General features: G+C 45.3%; 16 protein-coding genes. 4 read left to right on the forward strand and 12 right to left on the reverse strand.

Going from position 1 to position 16,194, the window contains the following annotated elements:
* Window positions 1-474: 474 nt before the first annotated feature.
* The 3 genes from ASG89_RS25635 to ASG89_RS25645 all read right to left on the reverse strand — a co-directional run bounded on the left by ASG89_RS25635 (window position 475) and on the right by ASG89_RS25645 (window position 1,967).
* Window positions 475-1,215, reverse strand: coding sequence for a YwmB family TATA-box binding protein (locus ASG89_RS25635; protein ID WP_057313868.1), 741 nt, complete (start codon window positions 1,213-1,215; stop codon window positions 475-477).
* Window positions 1,216-1,285: 70 nt separating this feature from the next.
* Window positions 1,286-1,678, reverse strand: coding sequence for a VOC family protein (locus ASG89_RS25640; protein WP_057313869.1), 393 nt, complete (start codon window positions 1,676-1,678; stop codon window positions 1,286-1,288).
* A gap of 67 nt (window positions 1,679-1,745) precedes the next feature.
* Window positions 1,746-1,967 (reverse strand): hypothetical protein, encoded by a 222-nt coding sequence (locus ASG89_RS25645; protein ID WP_057313870.1) that lies wholly within the window; start codon window positions 1,965-1,967, stop codon window positions 1,746-1,748.
* 154 nt (window positions 1,968-2,121) lie between these two features.
* Here ASG89_RS25645 and ASG89_RS25650 point away from each other — a divergent pair, with 154 nt between their 5' ends.
* On the forward strand, window positions 2,122-2,400 hold the full coding sequence (locus ASG89_RS25650) for a hypothetical protein (protein WP_057313871.1): 279 nt from the start codon (window positions 2,122-2,124) through the stop codon (window positions 2,398-2,400).
* 58 nt (window positions 2,401-2,458) lie between these two features.
* On the opposite strand, the gene ASG89_RS25655 is transcribed toward ASG89_RS25650, so the two are convergent.
* On the reverse strand, window positions 2,459-5,146 hold the full coding sequence (locus tag ASG89_RS25655; RefSeq protein ID WP_057313872.1) for an ATP-binding protein: 2,688 nt from the start codon (window positions 5,144-5,146) through the stop codon (window positions 2,459-2,461).
* A gap of 149 nt (window positions 5,147-5,295) precedes the next feature.
* Here ASG89_RS25655 and hisC point away from each other — a divergent pair, with 149 nt between their 5' ends.
* Complete coding sequence (gene hisC / locus ASG89_RS25660; RefSeq protein ID WP_057313873.1) at window positions 5,296-6,414, forward strand: histidinol-phosphate transaminase; 1,119 nt, start codon at window positions 5,296-5,298, stop codon at window positions 6,412-6,414.
* Window positions 6,415-6,540: 126 nt separating this feature from the next.
* Window positions 6,541-7,005: a large conductance mechanosensitive channel protein MscL gene (mscL, locus tag ASG89_RS25665; RefSeq protein WP_057313874.1), complete on the forward strand. Its 465-nt coding sequence runs from the start codon at window positions 6,541-6,543 to the stop codon at window positions 7,003-7,005.
* Window positions 7,006-7,035: 30 nt separating this feature from the next.
* On the opposite strand, the gene ASG89_RS25670 is transcribed toward mscL, so the two are convergent.
* The 8 genes from ASG89_RS25670 to ASG89_RS25705 all read right to left on the reverse strand — a co-directional run bounded on the left by ASG89_RS25670 (window position 7,036) and on the right by ASG89_RS25705 (window position 15,144).
* Window positions 7,036-7,797, reverse strand: coding sequence for a (S)-benzoin forming benzil reductase (locus ASG89_RS25670; protein WP_057313875.1), 762 nt, complete (start codon window positions 7,795-7,797; stop codon window positions 7,036-7,038).
* Window positions 7,798-7,866: 69 nt separating this feature from the next.
* Complete coding sequence (locus tag ASG89_RS25675; RefSeq protein WP_057313876.1) at window positions 7,867-8,847, reverse strand: NPCBM/NEW2 domain-containing protein; 981 nt, start codon at window positions 8,845-8,847, stop codon at window positions 7,867-7,869.
* 233 nt (window positions 8,848-9,080) lie between these two features.
* Complete coding sequence (locus ASG89_RS25680) at window positions 9,081-9,536, reverse strand: NUDIX hydrolase (protein WP_057313877.1); 456 nt, start codon at window positions 9,534-9,536, stop codon at window positions 9,081-9,083.
* Between the two features lie 456 nt (window positions 9,537-9,992).
* Window positions 9,993-11,030 (reverse strand): adenosine deaminase, encoded by a 1,038-nt coding sequence (add, locus tag ASG89_RS25685; RefSeq protein WP_057313912.1) that lies wholly within the window; start codon window positions 11,028-11,030, stop codon window positions 9,993-9,995.
* Between the two features lie 225 nt (window positions 11,031-11,255).
* Window positions 11,256-12,284 carry a FecCD family ABC transporter permease gene (locus tag ASG89_RS25690; RefSeq protein WP_057313913.1) on the reverse strand — a complete coding sequence of 343 codons (1,029 nt, stop codon included), beginning with the start codon at window positions 12,282-12,284 and terminating at the stop codon, window positions 11,256-11,258.
* Window positions 12,285-12,296: 12 nt separating this feature from the next.
* On the reverse strand, window positions 12,297-13,337 hold the full coding sequence (locus ASG89_RS25695) for a FecCD family ABC transporter permease (protein WP_057313878.1): 1,041 nt from the start codon (window positions 13,335-13,337) through the stop codon (window positions 12,297-12,299).
* Window positions 13,338-13,351: 14 nt separating this feature from the next.
* Window positions 13,352-14,362, reverse strand: a complete 1,011-nt coding sequence (locus ASG89_RS25700; protein ID WP_057313879.1) for an ABC transporter substrate-binding protein — start codon at window positions 14,360-14,362, stop codon at window positions 13,352-13,354.
* 86 nt (window positions 14,363-14,448) lie between these two features.
* The gene (locus tag ASG89_RS25705) at window positions 14,449-15,144 is read right to left on the reverse strand and encodes a DNA alkylation repair protein (RefSeq protein WP_057313880.1); all 696 of its coding nucleotides are present in this window, start codon (window positions 15,142-15,144) and stop codon (window positions 14,449-14,451) included.
* Between the two features lie 118 nt (window positions 15,145-15,262).
* Between ASG89_RS25705 and ASG89_RS25710 the strand changes: the two genes are divergently transcribed.
* Window positions 15,263-16,060 carry a Cof-type HAD-IIB family hydrolase gene (locus ASG89_RS25710; RefSeq protein WP_057313881.1) on the forward strand — a complete coding sequence of 266 codons (798 nt, stop codon included), beginning with the start codon at window positions 15,263-15,265 and terminating at the stop codon, window positions 16,058-16,060.
* The last annotated feature ends 134 nt before the right edge of the window (window positions 16,061-16,194 follow it).

The raw sequence follows: 16,194 nt of genomic DNA on the forward strand, positions 1-16,194 counted from the left end.
TACTCGACTGTGCTTACTCACTCGTTGTTCAGTTTTCAAAGATCAATTTCTTTCGTCCACTGCCGTGTTACCGAAGCAGCGAGAAGTAATATACCACAGATCGTTTCTTAATTGCAAGCACTTTTTTTCTTGTCAATTAATGTCGGTGTCTGTCGGAAAGTCATCTTACCATACCTCATTGTTTGAAAGCAAGTCCACTTCAATTTCGCTTGTCGTGATTGTTTGCTTCAGAACAACGAGGACTAATGTACCATGCCAAGAAATCAATTACAACCCCTTTGGAAAAGTTCCACTATTGCAATTNTGTCGTGATTGTTTGCTTCAGAACAACGAGGACTAATGTACCATGCCAAGAAATCAATTACAACCCCTTTGGAAAAGTTCCACTATTGCAATTGTTTCGAATTGTTCCTACAAGTACATCCTAAAAAGCAATACACAAAAAAAGAATGCATTATGCACCCTTTTCAGCGTTTAGTATTCCATTGTGATAATCGGTGTTCCTATCGTTAAGCGCCAAAGACCCGAAGTCGTGTCTAGATGAAGGGCGATTTGAACATTTACCTTCTGATTGCCGCTACGTATAGAAGCTTCGAATTCAGATGATGCCAACGATGTGCTGAAAGTCGTATCATCTTCGTAACGCTCAACAACTTTTCCTTTATACGCTCGAACTAACTCAGCTAAGAATTCCTTGGGGTTCTGTGATACACCAACAGCATTCGCCTGTATCATCACGTTCCACATGCCTTGAATACCCTGTTTATTTAATTGCGTGGTCATATGCTCCTGCCACTTCAGAAGCTGGGCTTGGTCCGCGTTTTCTGGCGCATCTAATCGTAATACCGCATAACAAGCCGATTGTCCCACTGGACTAGCAACAGTTAATGTAGCGAGTGCATTTCCAGCAACCTCAGACTTCATCATATAGATACCGCTTTCTAAGGAAAGAGACCCATTGGTGTAAGATTTAAAGCCAAGCTGGTTGGACAAACGTTCACCCGCATCCATCACTTTGGCATCCGCACCGTCACATGTACCGAAATAGCCTGTATATTTGAAGGTAATGCGTTCATTGGATTGCATATAAGGCTTTGCAACACTGAGTAATAGCTGTGCATCTTGTTCAGCCTGTGCATCCACATGGCGAATCCACCCGAAGAATAAGCCTAGTATAGTTAAGCCAATCAACATCTGTGTCCAACGCTTCGACATAAAAAAAGCACCTCTTTGCTAGAATCTATCACTCTAGTAAAAGGATGCCCTTGTCTAGCAAATGTTAAACCTATCCACGTGTTGATTGAAAGAATTCAATTCGCTCGCCATCTAGCCCGTTAAAGAAGAAATACTTAGAGCCGTTCGGAAGTGTTGTAATTTCCGTATCCAATTGCTTGACCTCAAGTCCTTGAATTCTTGCGAATTCAGCATCAATATCATCTACGGTAAAAGCCAAGTGATGCACTTTGCCTTCCTGCGGCAAATTCGCATTGTAACCCTCGATTAATTCAACCTCTGTTTCATTCGCGGCTTCAAAGCCAAGAAAACCAAGTCGGATAACACCATTCGTATGGAGCAGCGTTCCTTTGTGCTTAAGTCCAATTACAGAAACATAAAATGCTATAGACGCTTCTAAATTTGCAACCATGACGCCTACATGCTCTAATTTCTTAACGGTCATATGTATCTGCCTCCTTGTGCTAATCTCTTCATTTTAGCTAAAAATAAAGGAAAGAGCTAGTCAGCAATTAATACATTGGAATTGTCTCCATCTCCCCGTTTAACGAGAAAAGCGTTACCTCTGAATTCGTGGCATGAACGAGTCCCAGGTTATCAAACACTTCCCTGATCTGAGCATTACTTAAATGCTTCGTTATCGCTTCAACTGCTCGGAATGAATACTCTTGGTATATGGATTCGAAAAAAATAAGAACTTCTTTTTCCTCAATAATTACTTTCGTGTGCAGCATTGCAACACCCCCGGTTCAGATAGATCAATTGTATATTTTGGAAACTAGGAAAGTATGAAGACTTCTTTAGGTTTATGTTAGGTTTGTAGACTTCGCCAATTATGAGGTGTCCGTGTATAATGAAAATCGAAAGCCAAGGACGGGAGGGGCCAGAATGAGGTTGTTAAAGCTGCTGCAAATCTATGAGGTGGATGGAATTACCCCGAAGCATCGGTCAGATCGATTCGATTTCGATGAGATTCAAGGGCAAACATTTCGTGAAGTGAACCCGACCGAGGTAGGATGTCCAATGACGTTATCAGGGGTTCGGCAACATACACCATTTAAAACAACGCGTGTGCAAGCGATCGATCAAGACGGACTGGATTTCCGTGTGTTGACACGCAACACGATTTATCATTTTGAAGTACACACCGAACGAAATGTCCATTAAAGCAAAAGACCTTTGACTACTTCCATAACTCGGAAGGTAAGTTAAAGGTCTTTCTGATTTATTTACTCAGCCAAACATGCATAAGCGAGAGGAGTTGGCTCATATGCAGCGGCTTGCTAATATAGTCAGACGCACCAGCCTGCAAGCAGATTTCTCTGTCCTGTTTCATGGCTTTGGCAGTGAGCGCAATGATCGGAACATCCGCATATTGACTATTTTTTCTAATGAGACGCATTGCTTCATAGCCATCCATAACGGGCATCATGATATCCATGAGGATAAGCTCAACGCTAGAATCCTTCGCCAATAGCTCTAGACACTCTTGCCCATTCTGCGCAATGCTCACAATGATACCTTCTTGCTCAAATGCGTTACAAAGTGCAAATACGTTACGCACGTCATCATCAACAACAAGCACTTTTCTATCTTTAAATCGATTGCTATTACAATCCTCGAGTGCAGAAATAGTTGGACCGTTTTCTCGCACAAAATAGTCACTGAACGTGTTAGACGTTGCCGCTGCTACCTCCTTATGAGTAGCGCCTTCAAGCAACGGAGGCAACGAAGGCACATATAACGTAAATGTACTTCCTTTGCCTTCCTCGCTCTGCATCTGGATACAACCTCCAAGGAGTCTGGCTAATTCCCGACTGATCGATAACCCTAGCCCTGTCCCTCCATATTTCCGATTCGTTGTACCATCGGCCTGAAGGAACGGCTCGAAGATGGCTTCTTGCTTGTCAGTTGGTATACCTATACCCGTATCTTTAACGGAAATTGCCATAACCTGCATGTGCCTGGTTGAAGGCAATAGCTCCACAATTTGTTCCACGCTGCACAAGCGAAATTCCACGTGAACAGAGCCTGCATGCGTGAATTTGAAAGCATTAGAAAGCAAATTTTTGATAATTTGACTGAGCCTCTGTTCGTCCGTGTAGAAAATTTTCGGCACTTGAGTATCCATCTCAATCCGAAAAGTAAGCTTTCGTTGTTCTGCCACCTTCTCGAACTGACTTAGCAAGAGCTCGGGGAGCCAGTCTGCACGCAACTCACCGATATGAATATCCAATTTACCCGCTTCAACCTTGGACAAATCCAAAATATCATTGATAAGAAGTAGTAAATCATTTCCCGATGAGTGAATAACACGAGCATACTCTTGCTCATCATGCGTTAAGGTCTTGCTATTGTTTTCCTGAAGCATCTGGGAAAGGATCAATATGCTGTTAAGCGGCGTTCGCAGCTCGTGAGACATGTTCGCCAAGAATTCCGATTTATACCGCGAGCTCAGCTCCAACTGAATGGCATGCTCCTCAAAGGAGACTTTCATATATTCGAGTTCCCTCGACCTTTCGTCCGCATATCGATTCCTTTCCTCTAGCTGTTCATTAGTCCGATGCAATTCTTCCTGTTGACTTTGAAGCTCTTCGGTCATGGCCTGATACTCTCGAAGGAGACGTTCAACCTCGACACGTGTTTGCACGCTGTGCACGATTGTCCCTAATACCTCTAAGATGTCATCCAACAGACTCAGCTGAAGCGATGTGAATTTATCAAAGGAAGCCAACTCCATGATGGCAATGACTTCTTGATTATGGATGATCGGAACGATGAGGACACTTTGTGCACTCGCTGACCCCAGCCCTGATTTTAAACGGATATATGTTTCAGGGACATGTGTGAGATGAACAATTCGCTTCTCAATCGCACATTGACCAATCAAGCCTTCGCCAATATGGAAAAAAGATTTACCTGCTTCAGCCCTTTCCTCCATTGCCGCATAAGCTGCCAGCCTCATCATGCCAGCATTAGCTTCGTGTACACTTCGAATGTAGAAAACGCCGAAAGAAGCCCCAAACAATTCCGCCGCTTTGCGAATAAAGGATGTCCCTAGCGTTCCCAAATCGGAAATACCTTGCAGCATATGAACCACCTCAGTCAACTTCCGTTGCTGCCACTCGATCTCTTCTTGGCTCTCTAGCAACGCATTGGTTGCGTCGGCCAGATCCTTCACCTCATCATTCATCGTGACATGAATACGCTTCGAACGATCCCGCTTCATGGAGTTCAACTTGATGATGCTCTTAGTAACCTGTTTAATCGTCCCAACAATGGATCTCGAAATAAGTAGCGCTGCTAGCAACGAAAAGATAAGCACCACTCCCAACATGACAAATAAGGAGTTGGTCAACATTTCATTTTGAGCATCAAGGTGTGCCGCTCGCTCCTTCACGAATCCCATTTCAAGACTGCGAAATCGACTCAATTGCGAACGAATATCTAGAATACTTTGATGAGTAATAAAGAAAGTGAAATTGAAATAACTCTCATTCTCAAGACCATTTCTCATTGTCGGTATGGTCCCACCTGTTTGGATAAGCCAATTTTCGATAGATTCCTTGAGAGCGATCAAATTCTTCTCCTGGACTGGCGTATCACTCGTTAACACTCTCAGTTGGTTAAAGGAATCTCTCCACTTGGTCTGTCCGCTCGTATAGGGTTCTAAGTATTTAACTTCCCCCGTGAGTAAGTACCCTCTTTGCCCGTTTTCCATATCCATGACGTATTTCTCAAGAAGATTGGACTCCCTATTGACGGCAAAATCATGCTCAATGACATAATTGCGATCTCGCTGCATGGCAGCTAACTGATAATTAACAAGCACAAAAGAAAGGGTTAAGCAGAAAATGATGAACGCATATCCAATCATAATTTTGGCACGAATACCGAATCTCATTTTCTTCATCCTACTGCCGTCCCTTCTATTAAATAAACCGCTATCATTTGTATCATATACCAAACTGTCTTTCACAGATATGCAAACTTTTTACTTTACCACTTTACCAAGTTAATGTATTATTTAAATAAAGCATTTTCAGATAAGGAGTGGTGTACATGAAAGGTCCAGGTGTTGAAAATATCAATCCACGCAGCATTTTATCACGAATGAAGCCATACACACCCGGTAAACCGATTTGGGAGGTTCAACGTGAATTCGGGCTCACAACGGTAACCAAATTAGCATCCAATGAAAACCCATTAGGCCCCTCCCCTCTTGCTATCGAGGCCATTCAAGCTTATTTATCTGACATTCATCGCTATCCGGATGCAGAGACCGTAAATCTTAGAGAAGCTATTGCGGAGAAACGCGGATTCTCGCCTGATCAAGTCCTTGTTACTAACGGCGGTGATGAACTGATTACGCTGCTCTCCGAAACTTACTTAGAGCCTGGTGATGATGTCATCGTGCCCTCTCCAACGTTTAGCGAATATGAATTCGGAGCTAACTTACTTGGAGCCAGCATCATTAGCGTGCCGCTTGGGGAGAACTATCGCTATGAAGTAGAAGCTATTCTCGAGGCAGTCACGGAACGCACGAAAATGCTCTATATTTGCTCACCAAACAATCCAACGGGTACATATATACCGAAAACAGACTTACATCGACTTGTGAAGAGTCTCCCCTCACATGTGCTAGTGATCTTCGATGGTGCTTATAGCCATTTCGTTACAGCAGATGATTACTGCGATGCTCTTACACTAGTGCGAGAAGGCTACCCTGTTGTCGTATTGCAAACATTTTCCAAAATTTATGGATTGGCAGGCATACGTGTGGGATACGGCATCGCAGATGCCCGTATTCTGCAACGAATTCGCCAGGTCAAAGAACCTTTCAACGTAAACACACTCGCACAAGTTGGCGCCGCAGCAGCACTCGAGGATGATCAGCATCTTGAAGCAACACGTACGAATAATGGGAAGGTGCGGGAAGAGCTATACACCGAATTGCGTACGCTTGCCATCCCTTTTACGCCAAGCATGAGTAATTTCGTACTCGTCGATCTAGGCACACAAGCTAAATCCATCTATGATAATTTAATGAGTCGCGGAGTTATCGTTCGGTATGGCGGAGGTTGGAATCTTCCGAATCATGTGCGGATTTCGATTGGAACTTCCGAAGAGAATGCGGTTCTTGTTCAGGCTTTGAAGGAAATTATCGTCGTAAAGGCATAGATACGTTGTAGATAAAGCCCCCCTGCCTATAGATAAAAACATCCACTTAGCTGATGAGAGCGTATTTGTTTGGGTTCTATCAACTATGGTACAATGCTATCAATCATAGTCTCATGGGGGTACATCATGTTAAAAGAATTCAAGGATTTTGCATTCAAAGGGAACATGCTCGACCTTGCAGTCGGGGTTATTATCGGAGGGGCTTTTGGTAAAGTCATTACTTCCATTGTAAATGATTTGGTCATGCCACTCGTTGGTTTGCTCATTGGCAAAGTGAATTTCAATGATTTGTATGTTGCCTTGGATGGGAAGCATTACGAAACATTTAGTGATGCTGCCAAGAGCACCGCTGTCTTTCGATACGGACAATTCCTATCAACTTTCTTAGATTTCTTGATCGTGGCATTCGTGATCTTCATGGTTGTTCGTCAAATCGGCAAGTTCCGTAAGAAGGAAGCACCGAAGGAAAAAGCGGTAACAACCAAAGACTGTCCTCATTGCTTATCTGAAATTCCCGCGCAAGCCTCACGCTGTAAGTTCTGTACCTCTGAACTTTCATCTGGGGGTAAGGTTAGCGGCAGCATTCAATAGATCGTTGTGATAGAAAGAGCCCGTGTCGGATTACGACACGGGCTCTTTCGTTCTCAAGTCGGCGACCTCGCCTTGCTCGAATGCATTCGCTTGCAGCAGGTGCAACAGCTGCTTCGCGGTATCTTCAGGGGAGCGCAGCTCCCCCTGTTCTTGGAGCTGGACGAAACGGCCCACCTGCGGGAAGTCCTCTTCCGAAGCAGCGCGAATCTCCCGCTGCATATCCGTGTCCACCACGCCCGGTGCCACGCTGCAGATCAGCACCGGGTGTGGCTGTTGCACCTGCTCGACGCCGACGCAGCGCGTCAGCATGTCCAGCCCGGCTTTGGCGGTGCAGTAGGCACCCCAGCCGGGGTAGGGCTTACGCCCCGCACCAGAGGAGATGCCGACGACACGCTTCACAATCGGCCACGCCTGCGTGAGCCGAATGAAGCTGTTCGTCAGCGCCGCAGGTGCGACGAGATTGACCTGCAGGCTGCGCTGCAGGTCGTCTGGGGCTGCTCGGCCGATCGAGACCATCGGCTCGATCATGCCCGCGTTATTGATGAGCGTGACGGAAGCCACGCCATCTGGTTGCGCGAGGATTCGCTCCATGAGCGAATCGATGCCTTCGGTTTGCGCCAAGTCGTAAGCATGGAAGGTCAGTTGACCTTCCATGCGCAGCGCCTCTTGGCGCAAGGTCTCGTTCTCGCTGCGGGAAATGCAGTGAACCGCAGCTCCTTGCTCTAGCAGCTGCCGGATGATGGCAGCGCCCAGGCCTTTGGAACCGCCCGTAATGATGTATGTATCATCCATATGGTATGCCTCCCTCTTATTTAGATATATAGCTACTCTGTGAGAGTAGGTGTAAGTGAAAGCCTCGCTTTAATTTTTGAAAAGCTTAGGCTTATAGATGGCAAGTACGGATGTGTATCCATTCTCTTTGCCTTCATATAGAACGAGCTCGAAATTGATTTGAAGCTGTTTCACACCACTGATATCCATGATTTCATAGGGGAGTTTACCATTATTTACAACAAAATCCGTTTTAGTCGCCAACAGCTTCCCATCACCGTAAACCGTCAATTTAGCAGGGCGATACAAATTACTGTTTTTATCATCAAATGTATAGTTGAATGCAAACGTTTTGTAGCTTCCACCTAAATCATAAGTAATGGATTGCTGTGAGTGTTGACCATCTAATTTGGCACCAATACCATGTGCGTATAGCTTGCCCTCTCTTTGCAACGGGTACACTTCGGAATCCACGGAACTTGCATCAATGCGAACACGTTTCAACACGTTAGAACCCACGATTTTCGAATACGGTAATTCGGTTAAATAAACAGCCCCCTCTCGCGCAGCCTCTTCCATTTCCGCCTTATATTCAGCCGTTGTGGTATTCGTATGAACATTATAGGTAGAATAGTTTGTTTCTAAATCATTCGCTTGTGTAGGCACAGCATTAACTGGGTGGGGGGTTGGTTTCGGCGTAGAGGCGGGTGCCTGTGTTGGTACACTGCTATAATCCTTGGCATCTTTATATGGAACACCATCCGGCGTGCTTACTTCAGTAGTTTTGCTTTGTAAAACGATCGTTTTACTTGTTTGATCCCAATCCACCATAAGTCCAGACGCTTCACCTACCGCTCGCAAAGGAACATAAGAAGACCCATCGTAAATAATCGGGCTTAATGCCTTGCCATCAGGATCTGTCGGCGACCATGATTTTCCATTTAAAGTAAACTTAATCTCATGATTAAGGAACGCCTGAATTTGCTCGATATTCGCAGCGGCATAACCTCCTACACCAACACCAAGCCCAAGCGTCGAGAGGAACAAAGCAGAAATGACGATTTTTTTCATAATGTGAATGAGACCCCTTTTTTATTTATATTCTGTGAACGGCGATACTCCCTATGGACTTCCATTCTACCAAAACTTCCTCTAACGAGCTCCCCAATTTTCGCTTATGGCCTGTAATTCTCGGTACATCTACCTTCCCGCTAACGAAAATCTCGAATTGATCGACTCTACCATCAGCCATATAGTAATGCAAAATATCTTATTTAGGACGAAACTATCACGATGTTCACCTTCTAGCATTTTGAAATGCGTTGTAAATAAGCCTGTATACTATCCCTATATACTTGACCCATCGTCTCTGGTAGATCGTGCAAATCAACATATTGCAAATCTCGGGTTTCAGCCGTTTCCATGACTAGCTCCCCTGTAGCTTCACTTGCCAAATATGCAGTAGTTACTGCGTAAAATTCATCTCCGTTGGAAAGCGTATAATGATACTGAGGCCCAGAAAACACACCCACTAATACCAAGGCACCTACTGTCAGACCCGTTTCCTCCAGAAATTCGCGTCGAGCTGTATCCTCTAAGGACTCACCTAAGTCCATAAGTCCTCCTGGCAGGCCCCAGGTCTCATTCGGCCTTTGTTGGAGGAGAACCTGTCCCTTCTCGTTAACCAAAATCACAACAGCTCCAGGCAAAATGATGGGACGATGTCCAACGAACTGTCTTAGTTGCTTATAGTACTCCATGATAAGCTTACCCCCGACCGCAAGGATTTGAAAATATCCCTTATTTTAACATAATAATCATGTTGCTGTTACACCTTCTTCCAGCTATTCGTTGGGGGAAGGGACATTAGTAACTTCCTAAGCTGGATTTCTTTTGTGTTCCCAGGCTGGGGTGCTTTTGGGGGATTAACTGGATTTCCTACATCTATTTCTGGGTAAATTTAGCCTTTGGGGAGTTTAACTGGATTTTCTACATCTAATATTGCTCGAAATGTCCCGTTTGACGAAATTAGCCTGAAAATAACGGGAGGGAATCCAGTTATTATGCAAAATGCTGAGATTTCGCTTGAATTAGCTGCAGAAAATCCAGTTATTCGATTGACCAGGATGCTTCACTGACCCAAAAACGTGTAAATTCTGGCGTGTGAACAAAAAAAATCTGCTGCACACTCGCAACAGATCCTCCTCCACCTTCATTTAATTATACACGCCTAAGCTGTTAAGTTCAGCTTCCATCTCTCCTCTGAATATCCCTTTATCGTGTTCTTCCATAAAAGCAGCCTCCACGCCATTCATGATCAACTTCACTAGCTCTGGTGTTGTAAAAGCGAATCGATCAGCAATTGTGCGATACTCCTTCGTAATATCGGTTCCCGACACACTAGGATTATCGGTGTTGATCGTGACGATCAAACCTTGATCCAAGTATTCGCGAATCGGATACGTCTCCCACGAAGCCACAGCCTTCGTTTGGATATTGGAGATTGGACACATTTCTAGTGGAATACGACGATCTTTGATCAGTTCCAGAATAGCGGCATCCTCCCGAAGCCTTACCCCATGCCCGATTCGAGTAGCACCTAGATGTGTGACCGCCTCGTAGACGTTAACCGCACCAGCTGCCTCACCGGCATGAATGGTAACCGGTATGCCTAGCTTATGTGATCTAGCAAACACTTCTCGGAAAAACTCAGGCGGATAATTCGCTTCATCACCAGCCAAATCAACTGCAACTACACCCTTCCCTAGGAACTTGGCAGCTGCTTCAATGACTTCCAAATTATCTGCACAAGGGTGATTCCGCATACAAATGGCAATAACACCAAATCTCGTTCCATAATCGCGCCTCGCACGCTTTAATCCTTGCGTGACATAGTGGAACGTCTCTTCCAAGGTTAACCCCATGTTGCGATGCAGTTGAGGTGCAAAGCGGACCTCCACATAACGACAGTTATGCTCCACAGATTGCTCAACGACTTCATAAGCCACACGTTCTAAGGCTGCACCTGTTTGTAGGAAGCGTGTCGTAAAATCGAATTTCCCTAAGTATTCAATCAGACTGCCGCAATTGTCCGTCACTCGCATATGCGGGATCAGCCCATCCTTGTCATAGACAGGGAGTGAAATGCCTTGTTCGAGAGCGAGCTCCAAAATCGTCTCGGGCTTCACACTTCCATCCAAATGCAAATGAAGATCCACCTTCGGTAATCGTGCTAACAAATCATTTGTTCGCATGTGAGCCATCTCCCATCTCTCCTTTTGCCTCTCGTAGGCGCCAGCGCGCTAGAGAAGAATTTCAATTACTTTAATCGAATGTAATGATTATGTCAATATACATAACAATTACATTCATTTATTAGCATATGCGTTATATTATCTAACATTTCCTATTTTACATGTAAAATGAGAAAAATCCACAACAGGCCGCTAAGCCTACTGTGGATCTCTATATTTGTCCTCTTACGAGGCCCTCGTTCGAACTAATAAGTACAGAAAGTATGGCGCTCCGATAACAGCGGCCACAATACCCGTCGGAACCTCTGTGGGCTGAAACATTCCCCGAGAAATCGTATCCGCGATGATCAGCAGCAGCCCTCCCGTGAGTGCCGAAGCTGGAAGTAAGTATTGATGCTTGGGTCCAACTAACCTACGTGCCAAATGTGGACCTATCAATCCTACGAAGCCAATTCCACCACCGACTGCGACACATGCGCCTGCAAGCGCGACAGCAGCGGCTAGCAATCCAAGTCGTTCCCGTTCCATTCTTATCCCGAGTCCAATGGACGTCATCTCCCCCAGATTCAGCACATTCAGTACATTCGCTTTGAACATGACGTAAGGAATGAGAACGACGATCCACGGTAATAAAGCGAGAACAAACTTCCAGTTGGTTCCCCAAATACTTCCCGCTAACCAGATCTGAACGAACTGAAAATCGGTCGGATCCAAGCGAATGCTAAGAACCATCATCAGTGAAGCAATACCTGCGGAAACCGCGATACCCACAAGGAGCAGGCGGGATGACGAAATCCCTTTTCCTTTGACATAAGAAAGCGTATAGATCAGTAAAGCGGCCAAGCCAGCCCCTACCATAGCGATCATCGGCATGAAGAACAACGGTGCCCCGACATTATTGGGATAAAAGGATACGACCAGTATGATCGCAAGACCTGCCCCTGCATTAATGCCCAGAATACCTGGGTCAGCTAGCATATTTCGTGAAATCCCCTGTAAGATGGCCCCAGAAACCGCTAACCCCGCTCCAACCAGGATCGAAATCACGATACGTGGAAGTCGAAAATCCCATAGAATGATGCTTTGTTTGGCAGTCCCGCCTCCAAAAAATGTTCGTAGCACTTCAAGCGGACTCAAACGAATTACGCCAGTGTTCATACTTATAATAAAAACGATAATAATAAGGACCATTAAAATCGACATCACCGCGATCGCTTTAGCCAATCTCGGTTTCTTGATACTTCCGGGTTGCATGGATGCCACTTCCTAATCCCTCCCCTTTTTACGCGCTAGATAGAGGAAGAAGGGCACGCCAATTAGAGCAATAATGGAACCTATCGGTGTCTCAAATGGTGGATTGACCATGCGAGCTCCGATATCCGCCAATACAACCAACAACCCGCCTAATACGGCAGATGTCGGAATGATCCAACGATAATCAACACCCACGAGATAACGAACAACGTGCGGAATAATAAGACCAATGAATCCAATAGCTCCTACTGTTGCCACTGCTGCACCTGCGAGGACTAGAACCAGTACAAAGGCCGCTAGCTTCACGAGCCCCGTCCGTAAGCCGAGACCTGTTGCAACATCTTCTCCCATGCTTAACAGCGTAATCCAAGGTGAGATGAACATTGCCCCGAGTAAAGCAACGATAATCCAAGGCGCCATAATATCAACTTGCAACCACTTCGTACCCGCAACTCCTCCCGCAAACCAAAAAGCGAGATCCTGACCAATATGGTAGGAAATCGCAATCCCTTCACTGAGCGCCAGAAGTAAGGCACTGACAGCAGACCCCGCCAGAACGATTCGAACAGGTGTTACGCCACCCTTAGCCAACGCACTAATGCCATAGACAAGCCCCGTTCCTATTGCAGCACCGAGGAATGAGAATAGAATGACATAATGAAACGGCAGTTGCGGTAAAAAGGCAAAACACAGGGCAAGCATAAAGCCTGCACCTGCGTTGATACCGAGAATACCTGGGTCCGATAACGGATTGCGTGTAACACCTTGCATAATCGCCCCTGCCACAGCAAAAGCAGCCCCCACTAAAGCTCCAGCTATTGCTCGTGGAAGTCTTAATTGTTGGATGATCAAATGCTGAGTCGAATCCCCATTAAATTGAAAGATGGCTTGCCATACCTCGCCGAAGGAGATATCAGCTGCCCCAACCGAAATAGAGGCAATCAGGCTGATCAGCAACAAAGCCAGCCCACCAAAAATAATGGCTGATGCAGTGAGAGGACGGGATTTCAATGGAGGATGGATTGCGGGGACTTGGCTTTTTGACCCCGTCATACCCTAACCCCCAATTATTTAATAAATTTAACGATATCGTCCATCACGCGCTCGCCAGCGATGACACCGTTGTACAACCAGCTGCTTGACTTCTCTATTTCAAATACTTTACCTGATTTCACAGCGGGAACGTTCTTCCACAGAGGATCTTCCAGGTTGCCTGCTTGACCTTTATCGCTGTTAACCAAGAAAATGTAATCTGCGTCTAATTGAGCAAGCTTTTCTAGAGAAATTGGCACCCAATTGGCTTTGGCTTCCGGTAATACAGCCAAAATATTAGGCAATTTCAAACCAAGATCTCCGTAAGCAACCGCGCCGCTTGCTACTTTACCGTTAACGACATAAAAGTTTTTATTCGTTACCCACAGAATGGCAACCTTTTTATCTCCAATAATTGGAGCAAGCTTTGCTTTTGTATCTGTTACTTTTTGATCATATTTTTTTAGAGCTGCGTTCGCCGCATCTGTCTTATTAAGAATTTCGCCCATTTTCAAAAGCGTCTTACGGTAGTCCCCTATTACTTCGCTGCCAAGCACAAATGTCGGTACAACTTTGGAGTACTGCTCATATAGACCTTTCTCAACCGCTGACTCATTGCCAACGATCATGAAATCCGGGGTAGCTTTCAATATGGATTCCACAGGAAGCGTGGACGCAATGGTAGGAACACCAGCTAGCTGTGTTTGCAAATAATCTTGCACGCTTGTTTCTTTAACAGACCATTGAACAATCGGTTTAATGCCTAGTGTGAGAAGCGGATCCTCCAAATAGGAAGCGATGACTGCTTTCGGACTAGCGGGTACTTTCACGTCATGACCCATGCCATCTTTAATAACTTTATCAACAGCAGGCGCAGGTGTTGCTGTCGCTGCTGCAGTAGCTGCCGGAGCAGTTGAAGTTGCTGGTGTAGTTGTGCTTGCCCCATCTTGGTTACTTCCGCAAGCTGTTGCGAGGAACGCTGCCATACACACGGAAAGGACAGTGAATGTAACTTTAGTAGTTTTAGTTGTATTGAAACGTGCCACGGTGGACCCTCCTGAGTATCTATTTATGTATGATATTGATTCTCATTTATAATAATGAAAATGATTATCAATGTCAACAGTTTCGACTAGATCCCAGTTATAGTTTGTTTTTTGTGAATGACCTTCAGTGCCTCTCTTACACTTAGGGGGGATAAATCATGGCTAGCAACATAAGATTGTACCGCTTCAGCATCCGTCTTGGAATACTCGCGCAATGCCCATCCAATCGCTTTGCGAATGAAGAACTCCTTCGAATCAGCCATCGTCGTCATGCAGTGAAACAACAGCGGTACGTCAGTGTTCTTTTTGTACTTTAATTGAAAAAGAATAGCGGTTCGTTGCAGCCACATGTTATTAGAAACTAACCATTTCTCCACATAAACGGGAATTAGCTCGGGAAATCGCTGGAGATGGAAACCGATCAAGTGGTCCGCAATCGTATCAACCGTGTCCCACCAGGATTGGGTTACGATGTAAGACTCCAGCACGTCGATGTGCTCAGCATTCACTGTTTTTCTAACTTGCAGAAGCATCATAATGGCCGTGTAATGGAACTCCCGCTCTGGTAATGCCCAGAGCTCTTGGGCGACGCGAACTGCCTCCTCCCCTTTCGGGAAGCCATGCTCCTTCGTGAATTGTTTGGTCAGCGCAACGCGCTCTGGATTACGAACTCCGAGGAATGGAAAATGATTCTTCATATAAGCTTCCATGCTTATTGCATTTTCCTTGTTCGCATGCGATCTAAGCCATTTCTCCAAGTCATTCGTGTATGGGGATGTCATCGTGAAAGTACCTCCTTTTAGCTAACTCATATGCACTTATTGTAGCAATTCGCTAGCAATTCGGGTATGCTATTAGCAGAATTTTAATAGAGATGATGAATAGGATCGGTGAGAAAACATGACGTATAAATTAGTTGCTGCTGACTTGGATGATACACTGTTGCGTGATGATTTGACGATTTCACAAGAGACGGTTGAGGCTATGCATCAAGCTGTTGCCAAAGGGGTAACGGTCACCATCGCCACAGGAAGAAGCTTCCCTTCTGCTGCCAAAATTGCCAATCGTATCGGACTCAACGTTCCCATCATTACGTATCAAGGGGCTTTGATCAAAAACTTGCTAGACGAAAAAGTCCTCTACGAGCGTACTGTCCCTGTCGAAAGTGCCCGCTTCCTGCTTGATTACTGCGAAAAGAACAACTATCATCTTCAGCTTTACCATGGGGATGAGCTTTATGCAGCTGAGGATAACGATAAGATCAAAAAATACGTGAGCTTGTCCAAGACACCTTATATCATTGGTGATTTGCGTCAATGGATCCATATTCCGCAGCCCAAGCTGTTGATCGTGGATACACCAGAGGTTTGTGACCAAATTCGCGAGGAACTGCTCCCTTTACTAGGCGATAAGCTTCATATCACGAAATCCAAGCCGCACTATTTGGAGTTTATGCATAAGGAAGGTACGAAGGGACATGCGATCACGTTCCTTGCTGAGCACATCGGATGCTCATTAGATGAAGTAATTGCACTAGGCGATGCATGGAATGATCGGGAAATGCTTGAAGTCGCAGGCCTCGGTGTTGCCATGGAGAATGCTCTGCCTGAGCTCAAAGCGTTAGCGAACTTCGTGACGAAGAGCAATAACGAGGATGGCGTAAGGCATGTGTTGGAGAAGTTTGTTTTGGCGGAGTAATGGATGGGAAAAAGGAATGAGATAAAGAGGTCCCTGGGGACCTCTTTTTTGCATTTTGCGGGTAAAGGGGATGGATTTCATGGGTACCCTTAGGTTACAAATCAGATCGAGCCTCCATATACGAACATAATCTT

Origin of the sequence: Paenibacillus sp. Soil766, from assembly GCF_001428105.1 — a bacterium.
Classification (GTDB): Bacteria; Bacillota; Bacilli; order Paenibacillales; family NBRC-103111; genus Paenibacillus_E.

Excerpts from the sequence above, each read along its gene's own strand:
- ASG89_RS25635 (WP_057313868.1), bottom strand. The coding sequence starts at position 1,215 with ATGTCGAAGCGTTGGACACAGATGTTGATTGGCTTAACTATACTAGGC.
- ASG89_RS25640 (WP_057313869.1), bottom strand. The coding sequence starts at position 1,678 with ATGACCGTTAAGAAATTAGAGCATGTAGGCGTCATGGTTGCAAATTTA.
- ASG89_RS25645 (WP_057313870.1), bottom strand. The coding sequence starts at position 1,967 with ATGCTGCACACGAAAGTAATTATTGAGGAAAAAGAAGTTCTTATTTTT.
- ASG89_RS25650 (WP_057313871.1), top strand. The coding sequence starts at position 2,122 with ATGAGGTTGTTAAAGCTGCTGCAAATCTATGAGGTGGATGGAATTACC.
- ASG89_RS25655 (WP_057313872.1), bottom strand. The coding sequence starts at position 5,146 with ATGAAGAAAATGAGATTCGGTATTCGTGCCAAAATTATGATTGGATAT.
- hisC (WP_057313873.1), top strand. The coding sequence starts at position 5,296 with ATGAAAGGTCCAGGTGTTGAAAATATCAATCCACGCAGCATTTTATCA.
- mscL (WP_057313874.1), top strand. The coding sequence starts at position 6,541 with ATGTTAAAAGAATTCAAGGATTTTGCATTCAAAGGGAACATGCTCGAC.
- ASG89_RS25670 (WP_057313875.1), bottom strand. The coding sequence starts at position 7,797 with ATGGATGATACATACATCATTACGGGCGGTTCCAAAGGCCTGGGCGCT.
- ASG89_RS25675 (WP_057313876.1), bottom strand. The coding sequence starts at position 8,847 with ATGAAAAAAATCGTCATTTCTGCTTTGTTCCTCTCGACGCTTGGGCTT.
- ASG89_RS25680 (WP_057313877.1), bottom strand. The coding sequence starts at position 9,536 with ATGGAGTACTATAAGCAACTAAGACAGTTCGTTGGACATCGTCCCATC.
- add (WP_057313912.1), bottom strand. The coding sequence starts at position 11,030 with ATGCGAACAAATGATTTGTTAGCACGATTACCGAAGGTGGATCTTCAT.
- ASG89_RS25690 (WP_057313913.1), bottom strand. The coding sequence starts at position 12,284 with ATGCAACCCGGAAGTATCAAGAAACCGAGATTGGCTAAAGCGATCGCG.
- ASG89_RS25695 (WP_057313878.1), bottom strand. The coding sequence starts at position 13,337 with ATGACGGGGTCAAAAAGCCAAGTCCCCGCAATCCATCCTCCATTGAAA.
- ASG89_RS25705 (WP_057313880.1), bottom strand. The coding sequence starts at position 15,144 with ATGACATCCCCATACACGAATGACTTGGAGAAATGGCTTAGATCGCAT.
- ASG89_RS25710 (WP_057313881.1), top strand. The coding sequence starts at position 15,263 with ATGACGTATAAATTAGTTGCTGCTGACTTGGATGATACACTGTTGCGT.